Genomic DNA, 19,895 nt, shown 5'->3' with positions numbered 1-19,895 from the left:
TCGTGGGCGAGGGCGGGGCGGGGGCTTGCAGGTGGCCTGTCGTGCCGCCCCCGCCCGGGAGATGAGCGCGACAGGCCACCAGTCGGGGGTCAGGCGGGCTTGGGAACGTCTGTGATCATGTGCTGGACGGACTGGGCGCCGCCGGGTGCGGCGAGCGCGGTGAAGGTCATGCCCAGGTTGGAAGACTCTTCGGCGGAGTGCTTGACAGCCTCGCGGTCGGACACGCCGCAGCGGGCGATCATGATGCGGTGCCGCTTCCCCGACATGATCACGTCGAGGCCGAGGGCGATCTCCACCGTGTCCGCGAGCGACCCGGAGCCGAAGGACAGGAACTGCTTCTTCGGCGCCGGAGTGGTGACGGCCGCGGTGCTGATCATGTTGGCGAGGCTGACCTGGTAGTACAGCGACAGCAGCTCCGCCGTCGTCTGCCGGAACACGAGCTTGAACGTCTGCGTGCGCTTCCTGGCGAGGTCGACGACGGGCGCGTCCTCACCCCACGCGTCGAGCTGCGTCCGCTCCTCCTCCAGCGCCTCCTCAAGGCCGTCCGGGGTGATGAACCCCATGTCGGTGAAGTCGGAGCCCCACACCTCTTCCGGGCCGGCCGGGAACGTGCTGCCGACGTCTGCCATGTAGGCCTTGCCGGCTGTGCCGACGATGATGGTGGATGCGTCGCCCACGATGGGCCTCCTAGCTGGTCACACGGGGTGGGCAGACGCTCATCCCCAGAGTCATCCCGACGCGCCAGATGTCGCTGTTCGGGTCTTCCGGTCGGTCTTGCGGGCCGGTTTCCTGGCTTATCCCGGTGACGATCCCGTCGGCGGTGTCGCGGCCGGGTAGGAGCTCCCAGGCGGCGCACACGCGTCGGGCGATCCGCATGGCCGCAGCGGCGTCGGCGGCGTAGCAGTCGACGGAGAAGCGGGGGTTGTCCCGGCTGGCAGGGTCGGACCAGCCGCGCACGTCCGCGACGCCGCCGATGCGTAGCACCCGCACAGCGGGCAGGATCGCGTTGAGGGCGGCGCCTTCGGGGAGCCGCCCGGTGACGTGCACGTCCGGCAGGTCGGCGTCAAGCAGTTCGATCGCGATCTGTTTGCCGTCGGGGAGGACCACCGCGGTCGCCATGGCTATGCCTTCGCCCCGGCCTCGGCCTTGGTCACGTAGTCCTGGAGTTCCGCCTTGGTTGCCTTGTCGGCCTTGGCCTGCTCCATGCCGAGGGTGATGGCGTACACGCGCCATTCGGAGACGGCGGCTGAGTCGGTGGGCCGCTGGGCGGGCTTGGGGTAGTCGCCGTCGGTCGGGTCGGTGGCCTGCCCGGAGGGGTACGGGTCGCCCTGCTGTACGGCGAAGCCCTTCCAGCGGTGCACCTCGTCGGCGGGCACCTCGATCACGGTCCCGGGCGGCTGGTCGCCCCGCCAGAACGTAAGTGTCATCTTCACGACGTCGCCGTCAGCCATCAGTGTTCTCCTTGTCGTCGCCCGGCCGGACTACGCCCTCAGCAAGGAGCTGCGCGACGACCGCGATCATCAGGTTCTTGTTGTTGTCGGGTACGTCCGACCAGGGCTTTCGCGACGCTTCGCGGGTTTCGTAGCCGTGGTGGGGGGCGAGCTGTTCGTATGCGTCGTGGAAGCGGTGGGCGATGGCCTCTGCGGTCTCTGCGCGGCCCATCAGTGGTCGCCTCCTGCGGCGTCGAGTGCGGTGGAGAGGGTGTAGCGGGGCGGGTGGATGGAGCGGCCGTGCCGGTCGGTCTGCCGGGTGCCGTGCTCCACGTAGATCGCGTAGTGCGTGTCGGCTTCGACGTGGACGGCGCCGTCGAGGTCGTCCTCGGTGATGCGGCTGATCCGCGACCGGTACAGGCCCGTATCCACCGGGGCGATGGCCTTGGCGACCTCGACGACCCGGTCCATGCGGCTGCGTAGGTCCGCCTGCACCTGCTCGACGTGCGGCAGCTCGAACGCGATCGCCTCGTCATCGACTTCGACGTCAACGTCCACCCGGGAGGCCATCAGCCAGCCACCTCCCGCAGGTCGACGACCTGACCGCCGAGCGGGCCCGCCGCCTCCGGATCGGACGGGACGCCGTCGATTTCCCAGTCGCGGCCCTGCCAAGAGACCCGCATCCACTCCGTGACGACGATCGGTGCACGCCGCGGCATGTCCAGGCGGGCCGTCGTGACCGTCTGGTCCCCGGCGGTCGCCGTCTCCGTGGAGCCGGTGATATCGACGGTGCAGCGACGTATCTCCGTCGGTGTCGCGTGCTCCCAGTCGCGGACCTTCGCGTTGTACGGGCCATCGACGAGCGGGGCATCCAGGACGGTGACGGTCTGGCGTCCGATCGGATTCGGCATCAGCCCACCACCAGCGGCCAGAACTGCAACAGACCAGAGGTGCGCAGCACGGACACGGCCTGCGGGGCGAACCGCGGCGCCGCGCTGCCGCCCCCGCTCGCACCCTTGGCGTAGCGGGTCACGGACCGCTGCCCCACCGACATGGACTGCACATCGGCTTGGGCGCCGGTCTCGTCGTCCCGGTCGATCAGCCAGTGGACCTGCCGGATCGTCGCCTTGCGGAGCACCGCCTGCACGTCCGGATCGGCAATGTCGTATGCGACGCCGTACAGGATCTCGTCGACCGCGTCCGAGGCCTGCTCCAAGAGCCGCACCACGTTGTCCGGGGCCTGCTCACCAAGCCACGCCTCAAGGTCACTGACCGTCGCATACGCCATGGCCTACTCCTGGCCCTCGGCGTCGAAGTCCTCAGGCTGCTGGGCGTCCTCGACGACGGCCGCATAGTCCTGGCATGCCTGTTTGGTGGCGTCCTTCGCCTCATCCGGGTCCATGCCGAGACTGATCGCGTAAGCCCGCCAGTCGGCGACTTTCGCGCCCGCAGCAGGCTTCTCCACGGGCTCCGGGCCCGTCTCGTCGGCCGGGGTGACCGGGGCGGGTTCCCCTTCGCCGAGCGTCTTCTCGTGCTCGGCAACCCACTCCCGCAACTGGCCTACGGACAGGGTGCATGCTTGCGTGCTGTTGAGGCCGAGCGCGACCGCGTAGGTTGCCCACTCCATGGCGGACGAGTCGTCACCGGGATGCTCGCCCGGCACGCGGATGTGGTCGCCGACGTGGTTGACGGTGTCGGCTTCGGACCCGTGGACGACGACGAGCGACTTGTTCCCGTCCTCGACGTCGGGTGCACTGCCGGATACGGGGACCAGATCGCCGCGCGCGATCTGCTTGGCCATCTCCGGGCCGACCGGGTCGTCGAGGTGGACCCGCATCCCCCCTGTCCCGACGTATTCGCGGGCCGCCATCAGTACGCCTTGGGGAGCTTGAAGACGGTGATCGTGCCGAGGAACCCGGACTCGAAGTCGACGTACAGCTTCGAGCCCTTCTGCTGGAACCGGGCGCTCGTGAAGGGGCCGAAGAACTCGGAGCCGGTGTTCGCGCCGACGGCCTGGACGAAATCGCCCTGCCCGGCCATCCACGACTGAGAGCCGGAACCGGTCTTGACGGTGACGTTCTTCGCGCCGGTCGCCGTGTTGTTGACGCGAAGCACGGTGCGCTCCGGGTCGACGCCGTTGATGACGACGCCGTTGGTGACGAGCGTGGCGTCGATGGTGGTCCCGGCCGGGTTGGTGAGGTGGCCGTTCGGGACGAGGGGGCTGTAGGGGACTGCTGTACGCGCCATGGGAGGGCTCCCGGGTCAGGTGAGGCGGCGAGGGCTACGCGGAGATGGGCGTCTGCTACGCGGGGTCGACGTAGGCGACCGCGATGCCCGTCGGGCGCAGCAGCTTGGCGCCGAAAACGTGCAGGCCACGAATGGCGTCGGCGATCGTCGCCTGGAGGCGCAGCGCCTCGGTCTCCAGGATCTGCTCGGCGTAGGTGAGGGCACCGGGGTAGCCGGCCTGGATGACCTGGGTGTCGCTGCTGGGGTTCGGGGTGTTGTTGCTCTTGAGGATGTCGAAGCCCGCCGCCCTGCCGACCAGGCCGTTCCGCAGCCCGGTGTCGGTTCCGCTCGCGTCAACGCGCACGAACCGGTCGTCCTTGAGGAGCTGCCCCTCGAACTCGGGGCTGACGACGACGTAGCGGCCCTCGGTGGGGACGTTGCTGCGGTCCAGCTTGGTGCGCAGGCCCACGAGGACGTCGTCGTAGGCGGCCTTGTTGACGAGGCCAGGACCGGGCGCGGTGTGGATGTCGATCGGACTGCCCGTGGAGCCGATGACGTTGGCTGCTGCGGCGCCGGTGTAGAGGCTGGCGACGTAGGCGTCGGCCTTGTCGCGGAGTCCGTAGGCGGCGTTCTGTGCCATCTGCGACATCGGGTTGAGGAGGGCCTGCGCCTTGTCCACGTCGTCGATCTTGAAGGCGAATGCCTTGGCCTGGTCGATGACCAAGTCCGTGCCCGCGGTCTCGACGTCCTCGTAGTTGATGGTGTCGCCCGCGGCATAGTCGAAGATCGTCGGGTCACCGATGGTCGTGATGTGCACCGACTGACCCTGGCTGGTGATCTCGCCCTGGTAGTTGCTGTTGACGAGCTGCGGCTGGGCGTAGACCAGCGCATTACGGAGGGCCGTAAGCGTCTGGGCAGACCAGATCTCCGGCTTGAAGTTGTTGATCGACAACGGAGGCTCCTATGGCCATCAGCCGCTGCCGAGGTAGGCGTTAAGCCTGCCCTCCTGCACGGCATGGGTGATCTGCTCGGGGGTCATCCGCGCCACGTCCGCTGCACCCAACTGCCGCTTTCCGCCCGGCGCTCCGCCCATGTCCGCGCCACCCGCAGGGGTGGGATCCGGCTCCTTCGGCTCAGGCGCCTTGGCCGCGAGCTTCGCGTTGGAGTCGACCGCCACCTTCACGGCCTTGCCGACTGCCTCGTCGAAATCGCCCGAGGTCGGGTCGAGTTTGGCGATGGCGTTGGCGAAAGCGCGTGAGTCGAGCAGTGCGTCGGGGTCGCCGCCGTGGCTTCCGGCCGTCTTGTAGACGGCAAGTTCAACCTGCGTCTGGCGGGCGCGGTCATCGGACGCCTTGGTCCGGGTCTGCTCCTCGGCCAACTGCTGGGCGAGCTCCTCCGGAGTGGGCGGCTTCTCCTTGTCGGTCTCGACGCCGAAGAGGCCGGCCAGCTTCTTCATGAAGTCGGTCTGCTCGTCGGCGGCCTTCTGCTTGTCCTCGGCGCGCTTCTTCTTCTGATCGTCGACCTCCGTGCGGAGGTTCTCGATCGCCTTCATTGCGCGCTCGGGGTCGAAATCCCCGTCGAACTTAGGCGCCTTGGCCTTGGGTTCGTCGGCGGGCTTCGGTGCAGTGACCGGCTCGGTGGGCTTAGGGGGTTCGGGTGCGGCCGGCTCTGGCGGAGTCGGTGCGGGTGCCGTCGTTTCGGTTGGGGTGCCGGGCTGGGTGCTCGGGTCCGTGGCCGGGTTGGCGGCGGGTGTTGCGGGGGCGGGGGTCGTCATCGGGAGCCTCCTTGGGCGGCCTGCGCGGTTCTGCGATGCCTTGATCGCTACGCGTTGGCGTCGATGTTAACCCCGAACCTGCCCCTATGCTGCACAATCAAAGGCAAGAAGGCAAGATTTCCTTAGAATCACAGCTTCGGGAGGGGATGGGGAGTGGACAGCAACCGCATCGCCGACGGCGCCGAGCAGCAGCCCGACCGGATCCGCCTCCTCGAACAGCGGGCCATCGCCGACGCCACCCACCCCCTCGCCCAAGCCCTCACCGACGCCCAAGCCACAGCCCTCACCCGCTGGGTCCGCGAAACCATCAGCACCCAAATCCCCGCGCAACTTGCCGACTTCATCGACTGGGTACGTGACCTGCTGCGCAACGCCTTCCACGGCAAAAGCAGACAGGCCCAAGCCGATGCCGAACGCGCCGCATTCACCGCCGCCCAGCAAGGCGTCCAGCACGCCTCACAGCTCGCCGCCGTCATGACCGGCCAGCCCGTCCCGCCCATCGCCTCCGAGCCTGGGGCCGACGCGAAGGCGGCAGCCGACTCCATCCCCGCCGCCATCCAGGCAGAGCACAGTCACGCGCTCGCCCTCCTCACCACCGCAGGGCTCACCGCGACCGGACTCGCCGGACTCAACTCGGTCTTCAAGCGGGCCCGGCGTGCTGTCGGCAGGATCGCCACCGCCATGGCCGTCGCCATCGGCAGCGCCGCCGCCCACGGGCCCCTGCTCGTCGCCCGCGCCCTCGACGCCCGTCTCCTGTGGGTCACCGAACCCGGCGCCTGCCCCGCCTGCCGCGCCTACGCCGGACTCACCGTCAAACCCGGCCACCTCTTCCCCGGCGGGCTGTCGCTCGACCCGCGGCGGACCGTGTTCACCGCGGCGATCCCCGGCCCGCCGAGGCACCCCTTCTGCCGCTGTGCGCTGGTCCCTTGGTCGCCCACCTGGCGGCTCGACGGCACCCCACTCTCCCAACTCCTGCGCCAACGCGCCCGCACCAACCGGAGGACCTGATGCCAAGCGGCGCCATGGGCAAAGACAAATGGGACCGATTCCGCGAACTCCACGCGCGCGGAATGGGCCGAAATGAGATCAGCCGCGAAATGGGCATCGAGAAGTCCGTCATCTCCCGGACCGCCGCCCGCCTCGGCCTCGACTTCGACCGGTCCAAGATCGCCGCAGCGACCCAGGCCCGTCTCGCCGACCTCGCCGAACGGCGCTCCCTGCTCGCCGAAGCGCTACAAGACGACGCCGAAAAGCTCCGGGCGCAGATGTGGGAGCCGACCACCGTGTACGCGTTCGGCGGCAAGGAGAACACCTTCGCCTCCGAGATCCTCGACGAAGCGCCGGCCGCCGAGAAGCGGGCCCTCATGGGCACCGCGGGCATGGCCATCGACCGGTCACTGAAGCTCGCGCCGGCGGAAGCATCGGGCGGAGCCGACGATGCCAAGTCGATGCTCGGGAAGCTCGCTGAAGGCATCGCCGCGATCGTCAACGAGGACGCGCCCAGTGATGCTCTCGCCGCTGGAGATGAGTAACAGACGATGCTCAGCACCGCCGAGCTCGGGATGTCGCGGAAGCAGTTGGACTTCGTCGCGAACAGTACGGCGCGGATCAACATCGCTTCCGGATCGATCCGTGCCGGTAAGACGATCTCTACGCTGCTGCGGTGGCTGATGTACGTGGCGACCGCGCCACTGGGCGGCGAGCTGGCCGTGGTCGCGAAGACGACGAACACGGCCGCATCCAACGTGTTCATCCCGCTACAGGATCCGAACCTGTTCGGTCCGCTCGCCCAGCACGTGCACTACACCCGCGGCGCACCGACGGCGACAATCCTCGGCCGTCCGGTCCGGGTCATAGGTGCGAACGATAGCCGGGCCGAGGAGCGCCTTCGTGGCATGACCTGCGCAGGCGTGCTCGTGGACGAGGCGACTCTCGTCCCGCAAGAGTTTTGGACGCAGCTTCTGGGGCGAATGTCTGTTCCGGGGGCGAAGCTCTTTGCCTCTACCAATCCGGGCTCGCCGGCGCACTGGCTGAAGCGGGACTTCATCGACCGGCGCGACGAGCTCGGCATCCGCTACTGGCATTACGTGCTCGACGACAACCCGTCGTTGGGCGAGGACTACAAGGATGCGATCAAGGCGGAGTTCATCGGTCTCTGGTTCCGCCGTTTCGTCCTTGGTGAGTGGATCGCAGCCGAGGGCTCGATCTTCGACATGTGGGACGAGGATCGGCACATTGTCGACTCCCTCCCGGAGATCGCACGCTGGATTGGCGTCGGCGTCGACTACGGGCAAGCCAATCCCTTCCACGCGACACTCCTCGGTCTTGGCCGGGACCGCCGTCTCTACCTGGCCTCCGAGTGGCGTTACGACGGGCGCCAGCAGCGTCGCCAGTTGACCGACGTGGAATACAGCGAGCGGATGCGGGGCTGGCTCGGCGATGTGCCCGGAGTTGGGCCTGTGCGTCCACAGTTCGTCACCGTCGACCCTTCCGCCGCCTCGTTCATCGCCCAGTTGAAGCGGGACAAGCTCACGCCGACGCCGGCGAACAACGCCGTCCTGGACGGGGTGCGCACCATGTCGAGCCTGCTCGCGGCGGGCAAGCTGCGCGTCCACTCGTCATGCAAGGCGTTGATCGCCGAGATACCCAGCTACGCCTGGGATGACCGGGCGGCAGAGAAGGGCGAGGACCGGCCCATCAAGATCGCGGACCATGGCATCGATTCCGCCCGTTACGCCCTATATACCACTCGCCCCTTGTGGCAGCGCCAGCTTGCCATGGCCGCCTGAAGCTGGAAGGACCCCTCATGCCGCTGCCCACCACGAACACCCCGTGGCCGCCCCCCGCTTTGGCGGTTCCGCATGCCGATATGGATGTGTGGCGGGCCTGGTATTCCGGCAACACGGATCATCTGGCTGCGGTGTATGGCGGGGTGGCGAACTACCGCAACAACGCCATCGCCCGCCGTTTCTTCGAGGTTGATCAGCGGCGTGCGGCGGGGGGCGAGCTGCGGACGTTCTGGGGTCAGGATGCGACTCCGGGCCAGGAGGCGGCGAAGCTGCATGTGCCGATCGCCGGGGACATTGCGGAGCTGTCCGCGAACCTGTTGTGGTCGGATGTGCCGCAGGTGACCGTCGACGGCGACTCGACGGACGCGGCTCTGGCGAAGAGCACGCAGGCGCAGATCGGCCGCTACCTGGATGACCGCGGGCACGCAAAGATGCGGGAAGCCTCCGAGATCACGGCGGGCCTGTCGAACGCCTACCTGCGTGTCGTGTGGGACACGTCGCTGCGTCCGCGGCCGTGGACGGATGTGATCGCCCCGGAGGCGGTCGTCCCGACGTGGCGGTGGGGTGCACTGGCGGAGGCCATCGTGTGGCAGGAGCTGGCCCCCCTTTCGGACGAGTCGAAGGTGTGGCGGCTGCTCGAGCATCACACGCCGGGCGCCATCGAGTACGGCCTGTACGAGGGCGGTGTCGACAACCTGGGGATGCGCTGCGACAGTCTCGCCGCCCACCCGGACACCGAATATTTGGCGGTGCGCACGGATGGTCAGGGCCGCCAGTCGACGGGCATCGACCGACTGCTGATCACGCATCTGCCGAACGTTCTGCCGAACCGGATCTGGGACGGCGTCCCGAACACGGCACCGCTCGGCCGCTCCGACCTCGCAGGCGTCGAACCGTTCATGGACGCCCTTGATGAGACGTGGTCGAGCTGGATGCGGGATCTACGGCTCGGTAAGGCGCGGATCCTGCTGCCTCAGTCGATGCTCGACTCCGACGGGCCGGGCGCCGGAGGCACCTTCAACCTTGAGCAGGAGGTCCGCGTCGCCCTCAACATGCTCGACGAGGGCAGCAAGGACGCCATCACCATGGTCCAGTTCGCGATCCGGGTCGACGAGCACGAGCGGACGACGAAGGCCCTCCGGAAGCAGATCCTGTCGAGCGCCGGCTATTCGGCGCAGAGTATGGGCGATGAGGGCACGGTGGCGGTGACTGCGACGGAGGTTGCGGCCCGCAAGGAGGAGAGCCTGACGACGCGCGGGACGAAGATCCTGTATCAGCGACCTGCGCTCCTTGACCATCTGACGACGATGATGATGGTCGACGTCCGACACTGCGGGGCGAAGGGTGTTGATCCGGCGGCTGAGCTGACGGCGTCGTGGCCGCAGGCCGTGCAGCCCGATCAGGAGGCGACCGCACGCACCCTGTCGCTCCTTGACACGGCTGGGGCGATCTCCGACTTCATGAAGGTGAAGTGGCGGAGTCCGGAGCTCGACGACGAGGAGGTGGAGGCGGAGGTGCGGCGCATCCGCGACGACCAGCGGTCCGACGCGGTCCCGTCCGGCGATCCGTACAACGCTGGGGTCGACCCGAACGTCGCGCAGGACCCTGCAGGTGACAGTACGGAGGCGGGCGCGGACGAGGGCCAGGACGCGGTGGACGCGGGTGTGGGCGGGGGCTCGCGCGGTCTGGCTGCCGCTTAACGGCGGCGGATGCCCTTGCGCGCGGGGAGGGTTTTGTATGGGGCTCGCCGCTGATTACGGTGGGCCCACTTTCTGGCGAACTTCTGGCGGGTGGCGAAGGCCCAGCGCCATTGGGCGCGGGACGAGTATCGACGCTGCCTGACCACGGTGATCGTCACCTCCTGGGGGTCGACTACTTCCAGTGTTCCCCGTGTGCACGCCTCAGCCCCAGCCCTGTCGGCGGGGCTGGGGCGTGGCGTCGTTGCTCTACGCCGCATTGCGTGCGAGGTCGGTAGCCCAGGCGGCAAGCGCCTGAAAGTCGTCCTGCAGCAGCCCTAGTCGTGGATTGATGAAGTGCAGGAGCGCGGGTCCCTCGTGGTGGGCGGCGACGTAGCTGCGGTCGCGGTCGGTGAAGTCGTCGTCGATCCAGGCGAACGGGCGGCCTGCGGCCCACTGGATGACGTGTTTGGTTTTCCAGAAGGCCCCACCCGCCTGCTCCTTCCGGGCGTCCTCGGGCCACTTGATGACGGGCAACTCGGGGAGGCCGAGGTGGGGGCCGATCCACTCGTTGGCTTCCGCCTCCCAGGTGGTGCACCAGACGAGGTCGAACGGCAGGGCGAGCAGGGAGGGGCCGTGGGCTGGGTTGAGCCAGACTCGCAGCGGCTTCTGCCATGGGTCCTGCCAGCCGGTCGGCCGCATGCGGTGCGTCTGGTAGCCCTCGGGGCGGCGACTTGGCTTGGCCGCCCACGGATTGAGTGGGCCATCGACGTCTATGAGGAGCAGGGGTTTCACGGGTCAGTCCTCGTCTCGGTCGAACCAGCGGCGGTCGTACCTGGCGGCTTGGGCGGGTGTTTCCTCCCACCAGTCGGCGGGCGGGCCAGGCTCAACCGGCTCGTCAACGGCGGGAGGCGGAGGCGAGGCGGTCACCGCAGCGCCTGGAACGTCCACCAGCCGTCATAACCGGCGGGTACGGCAGGGTAGTTGGCGAGCATCGGGCGAAGGATTGCGAGGTGCCGTTCCTGCTCGGCGAGGGTGACGTTGCCCCAGTACGATTCGCCGTCCCAGCGTCCGGCGCAGTCGCCGCCGTACCGGCCGTCGGTGTACCGCTCCAGGAACTCGCGGGCGGTCGTCGGCTCGGGGTCGTCTATCAGGGTGTGAAGGTCGCCGATGCAGGCGACGGGCTGGTCCTTCCTGCCCCGGAACCACACGGCGTTGACTTGGTACCACGCCCACGTGTTGCCAGCCTGGCGCTCCCGACGACGGAACGAGGCGAGGTCGATGGCGTAGGGCTTGCGGGAGATCAGGAACTTGTCCTCGCGGATCATTCGGTGTCCTCGGTGTCGGCAGGGTTGGTGACGGTGACGCCGTCGCGGGTGCGGGCAAGGACCCGGTCGTAGGGTCGTTTGGGGTCGTCCCAGCCGCCACCTCCGCCGTCCAGGGTTAGCGTCTTCTTGTTGACCCGTTTCACCCGGTAGGTGTCCTGACCGGTCTCGAAGGTGCGGACGGTGACGATGTCGCCGACGCGGAAGTCCTCGGGCTGCCACGGCCGCTCCCGGGTGCCGGTGATGGCGGCGATCTCGTCCTTGGCGTCAGCGTGCGCCTTCGCCCACTTCGCATCCCTCTCGGCTTGCTGTGCGGCCTTGAAGGCGTCGATGGCTCGGTCGGATGCGGTGTCGGCCCGATTCTTGGTTCGGCGCGCGGACCGGTAGGAGTGGTGGCCGGGCAGGAGGGGCTGCCCGCCGGCGAACCGTCCGTACATGTCGAAGGCTCGTTCACTCTGTCCCTGGGCGGTCTTCTTAAGGCGGTCGGCGTGTCCTTGGAGGCGGTCGGCTTTGCGCCGCTCGGGGCTGGGGTCGTTGGTCTCGGTCATGACGCTTCCTTCCGTCGTATCTGCTTGGGCAGGTCGGCCGCCCCGTATACGGTGCGCGGGTTCCATGCGGCGAGGAGCTTGTTGGCGCGGGCGAGGTCGGCGAGGGCGTTCTGGCGGCCTTCCTCGTAGCGGGGCAGGCGGCACAGGTGCAGCCGGTGGATGGCGTCGGCGGCCTGCCCGATGGCCTCCTGCACCCGGGCGGGGTAGGCGTGGCCAATCCGGGACGCGACACCGTCCGGGACCGGGACGCTCGTACACGGGAAGGCGATCACGACGGGGCCTCGGCGGCGAGTCGGTGCAGCATCGCCTCCTGGTCTCCGACGCTGGTAACGAACGCACCCGTCGGACCGTAGGCAGTCGTGCGGATCGGCAGGTGTCGCTGACCATGCCCGTCCAGTGGGATCAGCAGCGAACCCCGGAAGGCGTTGTCGTCCGGTTGGGTGCCCTTGTAGAGACAGAGTCGGAGAACGCCGAGGGAGTCGACACCGAGGACGAGTACGTGCCCGGCCGGGGTGGTGGAGTCTGTCCCGGTCCAGCGGACGTCGAGATCGGCGAGGTTGATTGCAGCCATCACGGTGCTCCTTACGCGGCGAGGGCGAGTCGGGCGGCGGCCTGCTTGTACAGGTCGCGGCGCGGGCGGTAGGTGAGGGCGATCACGGCGACGGCGGCCCGGCTATAGCGGGTGCAGGCACGCGCCCGTCCTTTGCGGTAGGCGACCCCGGTCAGGCCGACGACCCCGGCTTTGGCGGCGGCTTTCCGCAGGCTGCCCGCAACGGACGCCGCCTCCCGCACGCCGAGCCCGACAGCTATCGCGTGGGTGGCCAAGGTGGCGGGGCCGCGACGGACACGGGCGGCGGCCCGGGACTGGATGGAGCGCGCCCTCACGGTCTGGCGGCGGTCACGACTGCTGCGGATCATCTGCGGACTCCCCCTTGGGTGCGGTGCGGTGGATCGGCGGGCCCGACCGGTGGTGGTCGGGCCTCGGGGTGGGTCAGGGCTTGCGCGCCAGCAGGTACGGCTTGCGGGCGCGAGGACCTCGCCGCTCAACGGTCCAGCCAGCGGCTTCGAGGGTCTCCGCGTAGAGGTCGACCATCCGGTGCCGCTCGGCAGCCATGTCGTCGCTGCTCATCCGGTCGTCGTAGCCGTCGTCCAGAGCGGTGAGTTCGGGGATGCAGTGCGTGACCCGGACCGTGTCGTCGTCCCTGGCGCTGTCGATCGAGTAACCGGCCTTGATGCACTTGCCGTACCGGTCGTCCACGGCGACGTCGTGCTTGGCGAACAGGATGCGCCCGGCCTTGTCCAGTGCCTCGGTGTACTTGAAGCGAGCCATTACCGTCTCCCCTGCTGGTCTCTCTGGCGATGACTCCAATATTGCATCCTCATGTTGCAACGTCAAGAGGTATGACGAGGTGACAACTATTGGATGCACCGCTAGGGTGTCTAGTGAAGATACGACCGGACGTGGCATCCTTGTGCGCATGACCGCCACCGAGAAGAAGCAGCAGGCAGCACGCGACCGGCTCACCGAGCTCGGGGCCGCCTATCAGGCGGCCGAGGAGCAACTGGACGCCGCGCGCGCCGCTCTCAACGAAGGCATCGTCGACGTCCTCAAATCCCGCACCTTGGGGCCCTCGGAGGTCACGCGACTTGTCCCCTATGAGCGGCAGCACGTCGGGCGCATCTCCAAGGCGGCTGGCATCCCGCCACTGCGCGAACGCACCGTTGTCAGCGCCAAGAAGGCAGCAAAGGAGCCGTCTGATGGATGACCTCGTGCAGTGGCTCGGCAAGCAGTACGACGAGGACGAGGAGATCGCGCAGGCAGTCCATGGTCCGTCCGACAAGCAGTGGTGGGTAGCAGAAGACATCAAGACCCGTCTCTGTGACGACCAAATCTGGATGGCGGACGCTTCGTTCATCGCCGCCCACGGTCCGGCGCGGGTGCTGCGCGAGATCGACGCCAAGCGGCAGATCCTGCGCGCCTTGCAAAACGCCGAGGTCGCGCTACGCAACACCGAACCTGGCAAGGAGTCGCACGAGCTGATGAGAGGGTCCACCAACTCCCTGCGCGCAACAGTGCGAATGCTCGCCACCGCCTACGCGGACCGGCCCGGCTACCGCGAGGAGTGGCGGCCCTAATCCGCCGGTTCCCGCCCCGCTCCCCTACCCGCCCGTGCACACTGCTCCCATGGCGTTACGGTTCTCGGTACAGGGCGATGACGAGGCGGAGACGGCCGCCGGCCTGGCCTGGCTCCTCGCACACGGGCTGACACCAGCCCTACCGCCGCGGCAGGTCACCGACGACCGGTGGATCGCGAAAACCGCGCCCACAACGAAAGCCCCGACCGCGGAATGCGGCCGGGGCCCCGTCATGCCGGAGTGAGACGGCGGGTACGGTCACGGCAGAACTGCCGGCGATATCCGCGCCGGGGGTTCGCCGCATGCTGGCCGGTCAGTTGAGCGGCGACGGGCCGCCGTTGGCCCAGGCGACGAGCGCGGCAGCAAGTGCGAGCGTCCAACTGCCGACAGCTGCGGCAACCGTCACCGTCCCGGAGGCTCCTGCCGTAATCGATGCACCGGCGCCGAGACCGGCCGCGGCAGTCGTTGCCGCGCCGGTCAGGACACCCCTGGGCAGGGTCACGCGGCGGCCTCGACGTCGACGAACGCGACCGCCCGCGGCCGGTACACCTTCTCGCCGCGCCCGTTGGTCGGGTGCTCCAGGTCGCCGTCGAGGGCGATCGTCTCCTCGAAACCGGGCCGACGCGTGTTGAGCAGGTAGGTCGCATACCGGAAGTCGATCTCGCGGCCCAGGTCGGCGGGCTGCTCGCCCTGGTGGGCTGCCATCAGGAAGTCGTGCGCCAGCTGCAGGACGGGCACCTCGGGGTCGGTTGCGTCGACCCAGCCAGCCCGGTGGCACTTGTGCGCCTCGACGTTGAGGTCGATCGCCCACTCGCGGAGCTCCTCGACGTGGAGCGTCGCGGGGTTGGGCGGGGTGAAGGTTCCGATCTTGTCGATGGTGACGGTCATGATTTCTCCTAGGTGAGTTTGATGTTGCTGGCGGTCCAGGGGCGGCGGTTGTCTTTGCGGACGCCCGCCTCTCGTACTGCTTCCGCGACCGCCTTACGGGCTTCGGCCTCGGAATTGGCCTTGACGGTCCCTGCGGATTCGCCGTCGTGGTGTTTGCCGTCGCTGACGTCCGCAGTCCAGTACCAGGTGCGTCTCATGGGTCCTATTTCTTGGCGGTCGGCCGGATCTTGCTGGCTGCCCATCCGGCGGCAAGGATCACGCCCGCCAACGTCAAACCGATTATTGGCAAGTTGCTGGACACGGTGCCGATGATCCCGATCAGCGTTCCGCCGACGAGGACAACAACCGCGCAGATCGCCCCGGTGCAGACGACGACCACGGCGAGGATCAGAAACGTGACGATGATCAGGCGTTCCATCTCCGGCGACAGACGCCGCGCCTCAGGCATCTGCACGACGATCTGCTGCTGGGGCGGCGGCTGGCCCACCGTGAAGTGGACCGGCCGGCCATCGATATAGGCGACGTTCGGCGGGCGGTGGTGGGCGGGGACGGGCCGCTGCCCGGCCGCAAGGCTGTCGGTCGGGTGCGGCTCGGGCAGCGGCGTAGTCATGGTGTACGGGTCTCCTTCGGTCTCAGGCGGCTTCGTACTGCGCGGCGTGGGCGAACAGGCTGATCAGGGCGGCTTCCGCCTCCTCGGGCGTGGCCTTCACCCCGGAGCTGGCGACGAGCTGCTCCTCGTCGGGGTCGAAAGCGAGGGCGGTCCACCTGTCGTGCTGCGGGTCCTCGGGGGTGAGGCCCGTCGGGAAGACGGTGATCTCGGGGGTGGCGAGGGTGGTCATGCGGATCTCCTTAGAGGGTTTCGCCAGTGCCGCGGCATGCGGTGCACACGACTTGGGGCATCCCGTGAATACGGGAGTCGAGGGGGAAGTAGCCCTTCGTGCAGCCAGCCCCGCAGGGGGTGGCAGGCTCGGGCGTGTAACCGGGGTTGGCTTCGTGGCCGCCCGCCTGCATGTCCCAGGCGGCAGTGACGGCGGCGGTCTTGACGCTGGCAGCCGCATCCTCTGCAGCGCCGCGGACCTTGCGAGCCGCCTTCTTCGCTACCTGCTTGCCGGGCTTCGTCGCCGCCCGGACAAGGGCACGCCGCCGCCTGCGGAGCTGCGGCTTGAGGCCGCGCTTCCAGAATGCCTTGGCGCCCTGGCGCACGTCGTCGTACACGATTTCCGGGTGCAGGGTGCCAGCGAGGTGGGTGCCGTCGTAGGTGACGTCGAAGGTGTCGTTGTGGCGGGCTTTGGTGCGGCCGGTGCGCGAGCCGAGGATCATGACGAGCGTGGCGCCGGTGATCTGCGGATCGGTCCAGTGGTGGCTGTAGTCGCAGTTCGCGTGGGCGGGCTCGGTCTCGAAGCGTCCGCCGTCGAGGGTGAAACCCGGCGCGTCGCACTCCGGGCACTGAACCGGCGCCCCGTCGACCGTCATCTCGACGACCTTGACTGTGCCGCTCATACCGGGACCTCCTTCGCATATAGGTCGTGACGGGGGGTGTGATGGGTCGTGACAGTGCAGGTCAGGGTCGTGACGGGGGTTGTGATAGGTCGTTACGGCGTAACAACGTGGGGCTCGAGATCACGACCCGTAACGACCGGCATCACGACCCTGACCTGCGGCGTCACAGCCCCGTCACGGCCTCTCAGGCGGCCTCATCGATGCTTTCGCCGGTGATCTGCTTGATCGTGTCGAGGTAGTAGCCGCGCGCCCCGCCGGTCACCTGCACGGTCGTCATGTCGATCAACAGCTCCATCTCGTCGACCGCCCGCTTCAGCTCCGCGGCCACCTTCTGCGCCGCAATACGCCGGGCCTTGACCTCGTCGTCGCCGAACAGCTTGAGCGCCCACGCCCCCGGGTCCCGCTCGGCGAGGTACTCCCAGATCGCCAGCGTCGTCAGGAACTTGGGATCATCCGCGACGGCGAAGGCCCCCCGCGTCAGGTCCACGATCTGCGGCAAGTCCGAACGGAGCCGATCCGCCTCCGTGACGCCGAAGTACTCAAGACCCGCAGCCTGCAGAGACTCGGCGTCCACCTCGGGGCGTCCGGCCGCGGCCCGCTCCTTGGCCCGCCGGCGACCCTCCTTGTCCTCCAGGAACAGGAACTTGAACTTGATGGGTTCCTGGCTGCCGCCGCCACGGATGTACGCCTGGGAGGCGTCCCGCAGGTCGTCGCCCTCCGCGTCACCTTCCGCAGGGTCCAGCCGGTCGGGGCGCCAGCCGTTGGCGAGGGCGCCGGTCCCGAAGACCTGGGTCACGTCCTGGCTACGGCACGGGCCTACGATCTTCAGGTGGAAGAGGTTGGCGATCGACTCCAGCAGGGCGTCCTTCGTCGCCTCGGTGGCGGCGAGGACGAGCTGCACGCGCGACTTCCGGCTGACACGCAGGATCTTGATGGCGAGCTGCTTGGCCCGGTCCGACCAGCTGGGGAACTCGTCCCCGATCAGGACGATCGCAGGCCGCTTGGGGGAAGGCTCCCAGTTCTCCGTCATGCCCAGCTTGTGGAACAGCGGCGGACGCCCCTTGGCGATCTTCAGGGACTGCTCCAGGATCGCCTCGATCATCCCCATGTTGTCGTCACCGATCGCACGGACGCCCATGGCCTCGGCGAGCGGGGCGACTCCGTTGCCGCCCGGATCCAGGTCGCCGACCACCACGTCGGAGCAGGCGGTCAGCGAATCGGCAACTTCCCGCAGGATGATCGACTTACCGCCACCGGACTTGGCGATCACGATGACGTGCATGCCGAGCAGGGACGTCTTGAATTCCTGGCCGTCCATGCGGATCGCCAGTAGCTGCTTGTCCTTGAGCCGCTTACTGTTCGGCTTGCGCTCCGGGGCCGGCTGGATGTTCTTGAAAGGGTCCTCTTCGACCAGGCGCAGCACCACCCGCCCCCGCGACTTTCGCACAGGCTGGCAGTACAGCCCGTTCTCCGGGAGGTCCAGCGGAGTTTCCAGATCGGCCGCCTTGTCGATGATGTCGGCAGGCTTGCCCTTTGCGAGCCGCGCCGTCACCTCCCACCCCCAGGCGTGCCGCTTGTTCGCCTCGATGGACTTGACCGAAATCCCCTCCGATTCCAGAGCGCGGCGCACGCACTCGGCGGCCTCGGTCCGGTTGCGGGCGTCCGCGATGGGGAACGGGTCGCCGTCCTCCGGGTGCACCTGCACCTTGCCCGGGTCGACGCCGCCGGGACGGCCCTTCCAGATTCCGACGGTGACAGCAGCCATCGCGTACAGGGCGGCCACCCACAGTCCGCCCGCGATGAGCCCGAAGGCGGTCACAGCGGCAGCCGGAACGGCAACGATGCCGCGACGCTTCAGATACTTCCGGCGGCGCTCCTGAAGCTGATCGGCACGCCTGCGGTAAACACCCTCTGCCGCACCCTCTTTGGTGGTGTCCCCCAGCGACGCTTCGATCTGAGCGAGGGCGGTGCGCATCATTTGCGGGTAGGGGCCGCACATTTTGCCGCGCTCGATGCGGGCGATGTGCCACCAGCCGCGCGCGGACCAGCCGATCCACACCACAGACCAGTGGTTGCCGATCGTGTGGGCGTGCCGTCGGGCGAGCGTGGTGCTGGAGTGGATCCAGTCGGGCAGGTGCCGCTGCTGCGGTACGGGCCGCTTGTCGGCGGCCACCGTGACCGTCGCGGGCGCGGCCGGCTGTCGAGTGGTCGGGGTAGCCATGGCGGGGTCTCAGTCCTTCTTCTCGGCGGTGCGCTCGATGCCGATCTGGCGGCGGGCGAGGGGACTGTACGAGGGGGTGTCGCCGGGGACTCGGCGGGGCGGTGTGCCACCGTTGTTGCGCCGTCCGTCGGGCGCGTCCGGGTCCTTTTGGGTGCGCCGTTTGATTTGGGATTCGACCAGTGATCGAGGACCCAGAACCGGCATCTGCTCGGCGGTCTTCGCGCGGGCGTCCGCGGCCCTCGTCTGCGCGTCGATGTCAAGATCGACACCGACCTGTTTGAAGCCCGTCACGCGGTACCAGGCTTCGGCCCAAATCTGTTCGGTGACGAACGCGGACCCGCGGGCGGAACGGATGGCGTCGGCGACCCTCCACACGTCCGGGTGCGCGGCCTTGCGGTCGTCATCGCGCCGCTTCTGCTCGAGTGCGGCACGCTCCTCGGCGATCTTCTTGTCGGCTGCCGCTTTCGTCTCGGCGGCCTCCTTCTCGATGCGCGTCTTCTCCTCGGCCGCGGCCTTCGCGGCGGCCTCCTTGGCGGCGGCCCGCTTGTCCCGCCGGGACGGCTCGCCATCCGCTTTCTGAGCGACACCGCGCTCGTAGGTCATGAGGACGATCGGGCCGCCGATGGAGGCGATAGCACCGATCAGTCCGGCGTTGAAACCGATCTCCTTGTCGGACATGCCGCCGTACAGATTGACGCCAGCAGCGATCAGCGCGCCCAGCATGATGCCGACCCGATACGGGGCCACATCCCGGCGGTGCGCGACCGCCCACGCCGCACCGAACGCGAGGACTAGGGCGAAGCCTTCGAGGAGAGCAGGAGCAGCGAGAAGGAACGGCCGCCGGGGGTCCCAGAAGTGCATGAACTGCACCGGGCCGGCGAGGGCGAGGCCGACGAGGTAGATGCCGCGGGCGCCCCACTTCCAGTACTTCTCGGAGCGGGCCCGGTCGGTGGCCAGCTGCGCCTCGCGCTTCGCCTGGTCGGCTTCAGCCTTCTCCGTCTTCTCCTTGTCGGCGCGCGACTTGGCGGTCTCGGCGGCCTTCTTCGCAATGTAGGCGTCGTGGTCGACCTTCTTGCGCTCCAACGCGATCTTGGCCCGCTGGTTGGCGATCCGGTCCTTCTCCGCCTGCTCCGCGGCGAGAGCACGTGCGGCGTCCGCTTCGCCTTCAGCTTTGATGCGGAGGGCTTCGGCTTCGGCGGCGGCTCGGGTACGAATCGCCTCCGCCTCGGCCAGCGCCACCGGATCAAACCGGGGCTCAGGCGAGGCCACGGCGGAACCGTTGACCTTCTCGACGGATGCGGTAGTCACGTGCGGGTCCCTTCGTTCAGCGGGAGATCAAGATGGCGATGATGAGGAGCGGGAGAGGCAGGAGCATCCCGGCG

General features: G+C 68.4%; 31 protein-coding genes. 6 read left to right on the top strand and 25 right to left on the bottom strand.

From position 1 onward, the window contains the following. Nucleotides 1–89: 89 nt before the first annotated feature. The 11 genes from ACIRF8_RS15540 to ACIRF8_RS15490 are packed head-to-tail and all read right to left on the bottom strand — an operon-like array spanning nucleotide 90 to nucleotide 5,430. Nucleotides 90–677: a phage tail protein gene (locus ACIRF8_RS15540; protein ID WP_404214964.1), complete on the bottom strand. Its 588-nt coding sequence runs from the start codon at nucleotides 675–677 to the stop codon at nucleotides 90–92. Between the two features lie 10 nt (nucleotides 678–687). Then, entirely contained in the window at nucleotides 688–1,119 is a 432-nt protein-coding gene (locus ACIRF8_RS15535; protein ID WP_404214962.1) for a hypothetical protein, read from the bottom strand. A 2-nt stretch (nucleotides 1,120–1,121) separates the two neighbouring features. Continuing rightward, on the bottom strand, nucleotides 1,122–1,451 hold the full coding sequence (locus ACIRF8_RS15530) for a hypothetical protein (protein ID WP_404214960.1): 330 nt from the start codon (nucleotides 1,449–1,451) through the stop codon (nucleotides 1,122–1,124). Further along, nucleotides 1,444–1,662 carry a hypothetical protein gene (locus tag ACIRF8_RS15525; protein ID WP_404214958.1) on the bottom strand — a complete coding sequence of 73 codons (219 nt, stop codon included), beginning with the start codon at nucleotides 1,660–1,662 and terminating at the stop codon, nucleotides 1,444–1,446. Before ACIRF8_RS15525 ends, ACIRF8_RS15530 begins: the two co-directional genes overlap by 8 nt. After that, on the bottom strand, nucleotides 1,662–2,000 hold the full coding sequence (locus ACIRF8_RS15520) for an HK97 gp10 family phage protein (protein ID WP_404214957.1): 339 nt from the start codon (nucleotides 1,998–2,000) through the stop codon (nucleotides 1,662–1,664). Before ACIRF8_RS15520 ends, ACIRF8_RS15525 begins: the two co-directional genes overlap by 1 nt. Next, nucleotides 2,000–2,341 (bottom strand): hypothetical protein, encoded by a 342-nt coding sequence (locus ACIRF8_RS15515; RefSeq protein WP_404214955.1) that lies wholly within the window; start codon nucleotides 2,339–2,341, stop codon nucleotides 2,000–2,002. Before ACIRF8_RS15515 ends, ACIRF8_RS15520 begins: the two co-directional genes overlap by 1 nt. Further along, nucleotides 2,341–2,718, bottom strand: coding sequence for a hypothetical protein (locus tag ACIRF8_RS15510; protein WP_404214953.1), 378 nt, complete (start codon nucleotides 2,716–2,718; stop codon nucleotides 2,341–2,343). Before ACIRF8_RS15510 ends, ACIRF8_RS15515 begins: the two co-directional genes overlap by 1 nt. Before the next feature lie 3 nt (nucleotides 2,719–2,721). Continuing rightward, on the bottom strand, nucleotides 2,722–3,300 hold the full coding sequence (locus ACIRF8_RS15505; protein ID WP_404214951.1) for a hypothetical protein: 579 nt from the start codon (nucleotides 3,298–3,300) through the stop codon (nucleotides 2,722–2,724). Next, nucleotides 3,300–3,677 (bottom strand): hypothetical protein, encoded by a 378-nt coding sequence (locus ACIRF8_RS15500; RefSeq protein WP_404214949.1) that lies wholly within the window; start codon nucleotides 3,675–3,677, stop codon nucleotides 3,300–3,302. The genes ACIRF8_RS15505 and ACIRF8_RS15500 overlap by 1 nt, the downstream gene beginning before the upstream one ends. A gap of 55 nt (nucleotides 3,678–3,732) precedes the next feature. After that, nucleotides 3,733–4,608 carry a P22 coat protein - protein 5 domain protein gene (locus tag ACIRF8_RS15495; protein WP_404214947.1) on the bottom strand — a complete coding sequence of 292 codons (876 nt, stop codon included), beginning with the start codon at nucleotides 4,606–4,608 and terminating at the stop codon, nucleotides 3,733–3,735. A gap of 18 nt (nucleotides 4,609–4,626) precedes the next feature. Next, nucleotides 4,627–5,430, bottom strand: coding sequence for a hypothetical protein (locus tag ACIRF8_RS15490; RefSeq protein ID WP_404214945.1), 804 nt, complete (start codon nucleotides 5,428–5,430; stop codon nucleotides 4,627–4,629). A gap of 153 nt (nucleotides 5,431–5,583) precedes the next feature. Here ACIRF8_RS15490 and ACIRF8_RS15485 point away from each other — a divergent pair, with 153 nt between their 5' ends. The 4 genes from ACIRF8_RS15485 (at nucleotide 5,584) to ACIRF8_RS15470 (ending at nucleotide 9,919) form a co-directional block, all read left to right on the top strand. Then, entirely contained in the window at nucleotides 5,584–6,438 is an 855-nt protein-coding gene (locus tag ACIRF8_RS15485) for a hypothetical protein (protein ID WP_404214943.1), read from the top strand. A gap of 89 nt (nucleotides 6,439–6,527) precedes the next feature. Then, the gene (locus ACIRF8_RS15480) at nucleotides 6,528–6,962 is read left to right on the top strand and encodes a hypothetical protein (protein ID WP_404214941.1); all 435 of its coding nucleotides are present in this window, start codon (nucleotides 6,528–6,530) and stop codon (nucleotides 6,960–6,962) included. A 6-nt stretch (nucleotides 6,963–6,968) separates the two neighbouring features. Next, nucleotides 6,969–8,219 (top strand): PBSX family phage terminase large subunit, encoded by a 1,251-nt coding sequence (locus tag ACIRF8_RS15475; RefSeq protein WP_404214939.1) that lies wholly within the window; start codon nucleotides 6,969–6,971, stop codon nucleotides 8,217–8,219. 17 nt (nucleotides 8,220–8,236) lie between these two features. Next, nucleotides 8,237–9,919, top strand: coding sequence for a phage portal protein (locus ACIRF8_RS15470; RefSeq protein WP_404214937.1), 1,683 nt, complete (start codon nucleotides 8,237–8,239; stop codon nucleotides 9,917–9,919). 246 nt (nucleotides 9,920–10,165) lie between these two features. On the opposite strand, the gene ACIRF8_RS15465 is transcribed toward ACIRF8_RS15470, so the two are convergent. The 7 genes from ACIRF8_RS15465 to ACIRF8_RS15435 all read right to left on the bottom strand — a co-directional run bounded on the left by ACIRF8_RS15465 (nucleotide 10,166) and on the right by ACIRF8_RS15435 (nucleotide 13,098). Next, nucleotides 10,166–10,690, bottom strand: coding sequence for a hypothetical protein (locus ACIRF8_RS15465; protein WP_404214936.1), 525 nt, complete (start codon nucleotides 10,688–10,690; stop codon nucleotides 10,166–10,168). Between the two features lie 131 nt (nucleotides 10,691–10,821). Beyond that, a complete protein-coding gene (locus tag ACIRF8_RS15460) occupies nucleotides 10,822–11,223 on the bottom strand; it encodes a hypothetical protein (protein WP_404214935.1) in 402 nt (133 codons plus the stop codon). Then, entirely contained in the window at nucleotides 11,220–11,768 is a 549-nt protein-coding gene (locus tag ACIRF8_RS15455) for a DUF3560 domain-containing protein (RefSeq protein ID WP_404214933.1), read from the bottom strand. Before ACIRF8_RS15455 ends, ACIRF8_RS15460 begins: the two co-directional genes overlap by 4 nt. Continuing rightward, complete coding sequence (locus ACIRF8_RS15450) at nucleotides 11,765–11,962, bottom strand: hypothetical protein (RefSeq protein WP_404214931.1); 198 nt, start codon at nucleotides 11,960–11,962, stop codon at nucleotides 11,765–11,767. Before ACIRF8_RS15450 ends, ACIRF8_RS15455 begins: the two co-directional genes overlap by 4 nt. A gap of 74 nt (nucleotides 11,963–12,036) precedes the next feature. Beyond that, a complete protein-coding gene (locus tag ACIRF8_RS15445) occupies nucleotides 12,037–12,339 on the bottom strand; it encodes a hypothetical protein (RefSeq protein WP_404214929.1) in 303 nt (100 codons plus the stop codon). Nucleotides 12,340–12,350: 11 nt separating this feature from the next. After that, nucleotides 12,351–12,686, bottom strand: a complete 336-nt coding sequence (locus ACIRF8_RS15440) for a hypothetical protein (protein ID WP_404214927.1) — start codon at nucleotides 12,684–12,686, stop codon at nucleotides 12,351–12,353. Nucleotides 12,687–12,759: 73 nt separating this feature from the next. Continuing rightward, nucleotides 12,760–13,098 (bottom strand): hypothetical protein, encoded by a 339-nt coding sequence (locus ACIRF8_RS15435; protein WP_404214925.1) that lies wholly within the window; start codon nucleotides 13,096–13,098, stop codon nucleotides 12,760–12,762. A 148-nt stretch (nucleotides 13,099–13,246) separates the two neighbouring features. On the opposite strand from ACIRF8_RS15435, the gene ACIRF8_RS15430 reads away from it, so the two are divergent. After that, nucleotides 13,247–13,534: a hypothetical protein gene (locus ACIRF8_RS15430; RefSeq protein ID WP_404214923.1), complete on the top strand. Its 288-nt coding sequence runs from the start codon at nucleotides 13,247–13,249 to the stop codon at nucleotides 13,532–13,534. Continuing rightward, the gene (locus tag ACIRF8_RS15425; RefSeq protein WP_404214921.1) at nucleotides 13,527–13,904 is read left to right on the top strand and encodes a DUF6221 family protein; all 378 of its coding nucleotides are present in this window, start codon (nucleotides 13,527–13,529) and stop codon (nucleotides 13,902–13,904) included. The genes ACIRF8_RS15430 and ACIRF8_RS15425 overlap by 8 nt, the downstream gene beginning before the upstream one ends. 498 nt (nucleotides 13,905–14,402) lie before the next feature. Here the strand turns inward: ACIRF8_RS15425 and ACIRF8_RS15420 are convergent, their stop codons facing one another. The 7 genes from ACIRF8_RS15420 to ACIRF8_RS15390 form a co-directional block, all read right to left on the bottom strand. Further along, the gene (locus ACIRF8_RS15420; protein WP_404214919.1) at nucleotides 14,403–14,792 is read right to left on the bottom strand and encodes a hypothetical protein; all 390 of its coding nucleotides are present in this window, start codon (nucleotides 14,790–14,792) and stop codon (nucleotides 14,403–14,405) included. Nucleotides 14,793–14,800: 8 nt separating this feature from the next. Continuing rightward, nucleotides 14,801–14,989, bottom strand: coding sequence for a hypothetical protein (locus ACIRF8_RS15415; protein ID WP_404214917.1), 189 nt, complete (start codon nucleotides 14,987–14,989; stop codon nucleotides 14,801–14,803). 5 nt (nucleotides 14,990–14,994) lie between these two features. Beyond that, complete coding sequence (locus ACIRF8_RS15410; protein WP_404214915.1) at nucleotides 14,995–15,402, bottom strand: hypothetical protein; 408 nt, start codon at nucleotides 15,400–15,402, stop codon at nucleotides 14,995–14,997. A 22-nt stretch (nucleotides 15,403–15,424) separates the two neighbouring features. Next, on the bottom strand, nucleotides 15,425–15,631 hold the full coding sequence (locus ACIRF8_RS15405; protein ID WP_404214913.1) for a hypothetical protein: 207 nt from the start codon (nucleotides 15,629–15,631) through the stop codon (nucleotides 15,425–15,427). Nucleotides 15,632–15,641: 10 nt separating this feature from the next. After that, the gene (locus ACIRF8_RS15400) at nucleotides 15,642–16,292 is read right to left on the bottom strand and encodes a hypothetical protein (protein WP_404214911.1); all 651 of its coding nucleotides are present in this window, start codon (nucleotides 16,290–16,292) and stop codon (nucleotides 15,642–15,644) included. Between the two features lie 184 nt (nucleotides 16,293–16,476). Further along, nucleotides 16,477–18,465 (bottom strand): hypothetical protein, encoded by a 1,989-nt coding sequence (locus ACIRF8_RS15395; protein ID WP_404214909.1) that lies wholly within the window; start codon nucleotides 18,463–18,465, stop codon nucleotides 16,477–16,479. A 57-nt stretch (nucleotides 18,466–18,522) separates the two neighbouring features. Continuing rightward, complete coding sequence (locus ACIRF8_RS15390) at nucleotides 18,523–19,821, bottom strand: hypothetical protein (RefSeq protein ID WP_404214908.1); 1,299 nt, start codon at nucleotides 19,819–19,821, stop codon at nucleotides 18,523–18,525. Nucleotides 19,822–19,895: the final 74 nt, after the last annotated feature.

Origin of the sequence: Streptomyces sp. NPDC102406, from assembly GCF_044765725.1 — a bacterium.
Lineage (GTDB): Bacteria > Actinomycetota > Actinomycetes > Streptomycetales > Streptomycetaceae > Streptomyces.
The sequence above is the reverse complement of the archived record's forward strand: the minus strand, read 5'-3'. Positions and strand labels throughout refer to the sequence as shown.

Excerpts from the sequence above, each read along its gene's own strand:
- ACIRF8_RS15460 (WP_404214935.1), bottom strand. The coding sequence starts at position 11,223 with ATGATCCGCGAGGACAAGTTCCTGATCTCCCGCAAGCCCTACGCCATC.
- ACIRF8_RS15405 (WP_404214913.1), bottom strand. The coding sequence starts at position 15,631 with ATGACCACCCTCGCCACCCCCGAGATCACCGTCTTCCCGACGGGCCTC.
- ACIRF8_RS15475 (WP_404214939.1), top strand. The coding sequence starts at position 6,969 with ATGCTCAGCACCGCCGAGCTCGGGATGTCGCGGAAGCAGTTGGACTTC.
- ACIRF8_RS15430 (WP_404214923.1), top strand. The coding sequence starts at position 13,247 with ATGACCGCCACCGAGAAGAAGCAGCAGGCAGCACGCGACCGGCTCACC.
- ACIRF8_RS15490 (WP_404214945.1), bottom strand. The coding sequence starts at position 5,430 with ATGACGACCCCCGCCCCCGCAACACCCGCCGCCAACCCGGCCACGGAC.
- ACIRF8_RS15505 (WP_404214951.1), bottom strand. The coding sequence starts at position 3,300 with ATGGCGGCCCGCGAATACGTCGGGACAGGGGGGATGCGGGTCCACCTC.
- ACIRF8_RS15480 (WP_404214941.1), top strand. The coding sequence starts at position 6,528 with ATGGGCATCGAGAAGTCCGTCATCTCCCGGACCGCCGCCCGCCTCGGC.
- ACIRF8_RS15415 (WP_404214917.1), bottom strand. The coding sequence starts at position 14,989 with ATGAGACGCACCTGGTACTGGACTGCGGACGTCAGCGACGGCAAACAC.
- ACIRF8_RS15510 (WP_404214953.1), bottom strand. The coding sequence starts at position 2,718 with ATGGCGTATGCGACGGTCAGTGACCTTGAGGCGTGGCTTGGTGAGCAG.
- ACIRF8_RS15500 (WP_404214949.1), bottom strand. The coding sequence starts at position 3,677 with ATGGCGCGTACAGCAGTCCCCTACAGCCCCCTCGTCCCGAACGGCCAC.
- ACIRF8_RS15515 (WP_404214955.1), bottom strand. The coding sequence starts at position 2,341 with ATGCCGAATCCGATCGGACGCCAGACCGTCACCGTCCTGGATGCCCCG.
- ACIRF8_RS15470 (WP_404214937.1), top strand. The coding sequence starts at position 8,237 with ATGCCGCTGCCCACCACGAACACCCCGTGGCCGCCCCCCGCTTTGGCG.
- ACIRF8_RS15445 (WP_404214929.1), bottom strand. The coding sequence starts at position 12,339 with ATGGCTGCAATCAACCTCGCCGATCTCGACGTCCGCTGGACCGGGACA.
- ACIRF8_RS15435 (WP_404214925.1), bottom strand. The coding sequence starts at position 13,098 with ATGGCTCGCTTCAAGTACACCGAGGCACTGGACAAGGCCGGGCGCATC.
- ACIRF8_RS15410 (WP_404214915.1), bottom strand. The coding sequence starts at position 15,402 with ATGACTACGCCGCTGCCCGAGCCGCACCCGACCGACAGCCTTGCGGCC.
- ACIRF8_RS15425 (WP_404214921.1), top strand. The coding sequence starts at position 13,527 with ATGGATGACCTCGTGCAGTGGCTCGGCAAGCAGTACGACGAGGACGAG.
- ACIRF8_RS15525 (WP_404214958.1), bottom strand. The coding sequence starts at position 1,662 with ATGGGCCGCGCAGAGACCGCAGAGGCCATCGCCCACCGCTTCCACGAC.
- ACIRF8_RS15455 (WP_404214933.1), bottom strand. The coding sequence starts at position 11,768 with ATGACCGAGACCAACGACCCCAGCCCCGAGCGGCGCAAAGCCGACCGC.
- ACIRF8_RS15535 (WP_404214962.1), bottom strand. The coding sequence starts at position 1,119 with ATGGCGACCGCGGTGGTCCTCCCCGACGGCAAACAGATCGCGATCGAA.
- ACIRF8_RS15420 (WP_404214919.1), bottom strand. The coding sequence starts at position 14,792 with ATGACCGTCACCATCGACAAGATCGGAACCTTCACCCCGCCCAACCCC.
- ACIRF8_RS15400 (WP_404214911.1), bottom strand. The coding sequence starts at position 16,292 with ATGAGCGGCACAGTCAAGGTCGTCGAGATGACGGTCGACGGGGCGCCG.
- ACIRF8_RS15440 (WP_404214927.1), bottom strand. The coding sequence starts at position 12,686 with ATGATCCGCAGCAGTCGTGACCGCCGCCAGACCGTGAGGGCGCGCTCC.
- ACIRF8_RS15520 (WP_404214957.1), bottom strand. The coding sequence starts at position 2,000 with ATGGCCTCCCGGGTGGACGTTGACGTCGAAGTCGATGACGAGGCGATC.
- ACIRF8_RS15530 (WP_404214960.1), bottom strand. The coding sequence starts at position 1,451 with ATGGCTGACGGCGACGTCGTGAAGATGACACTTACGTTCTGGCGGGGC.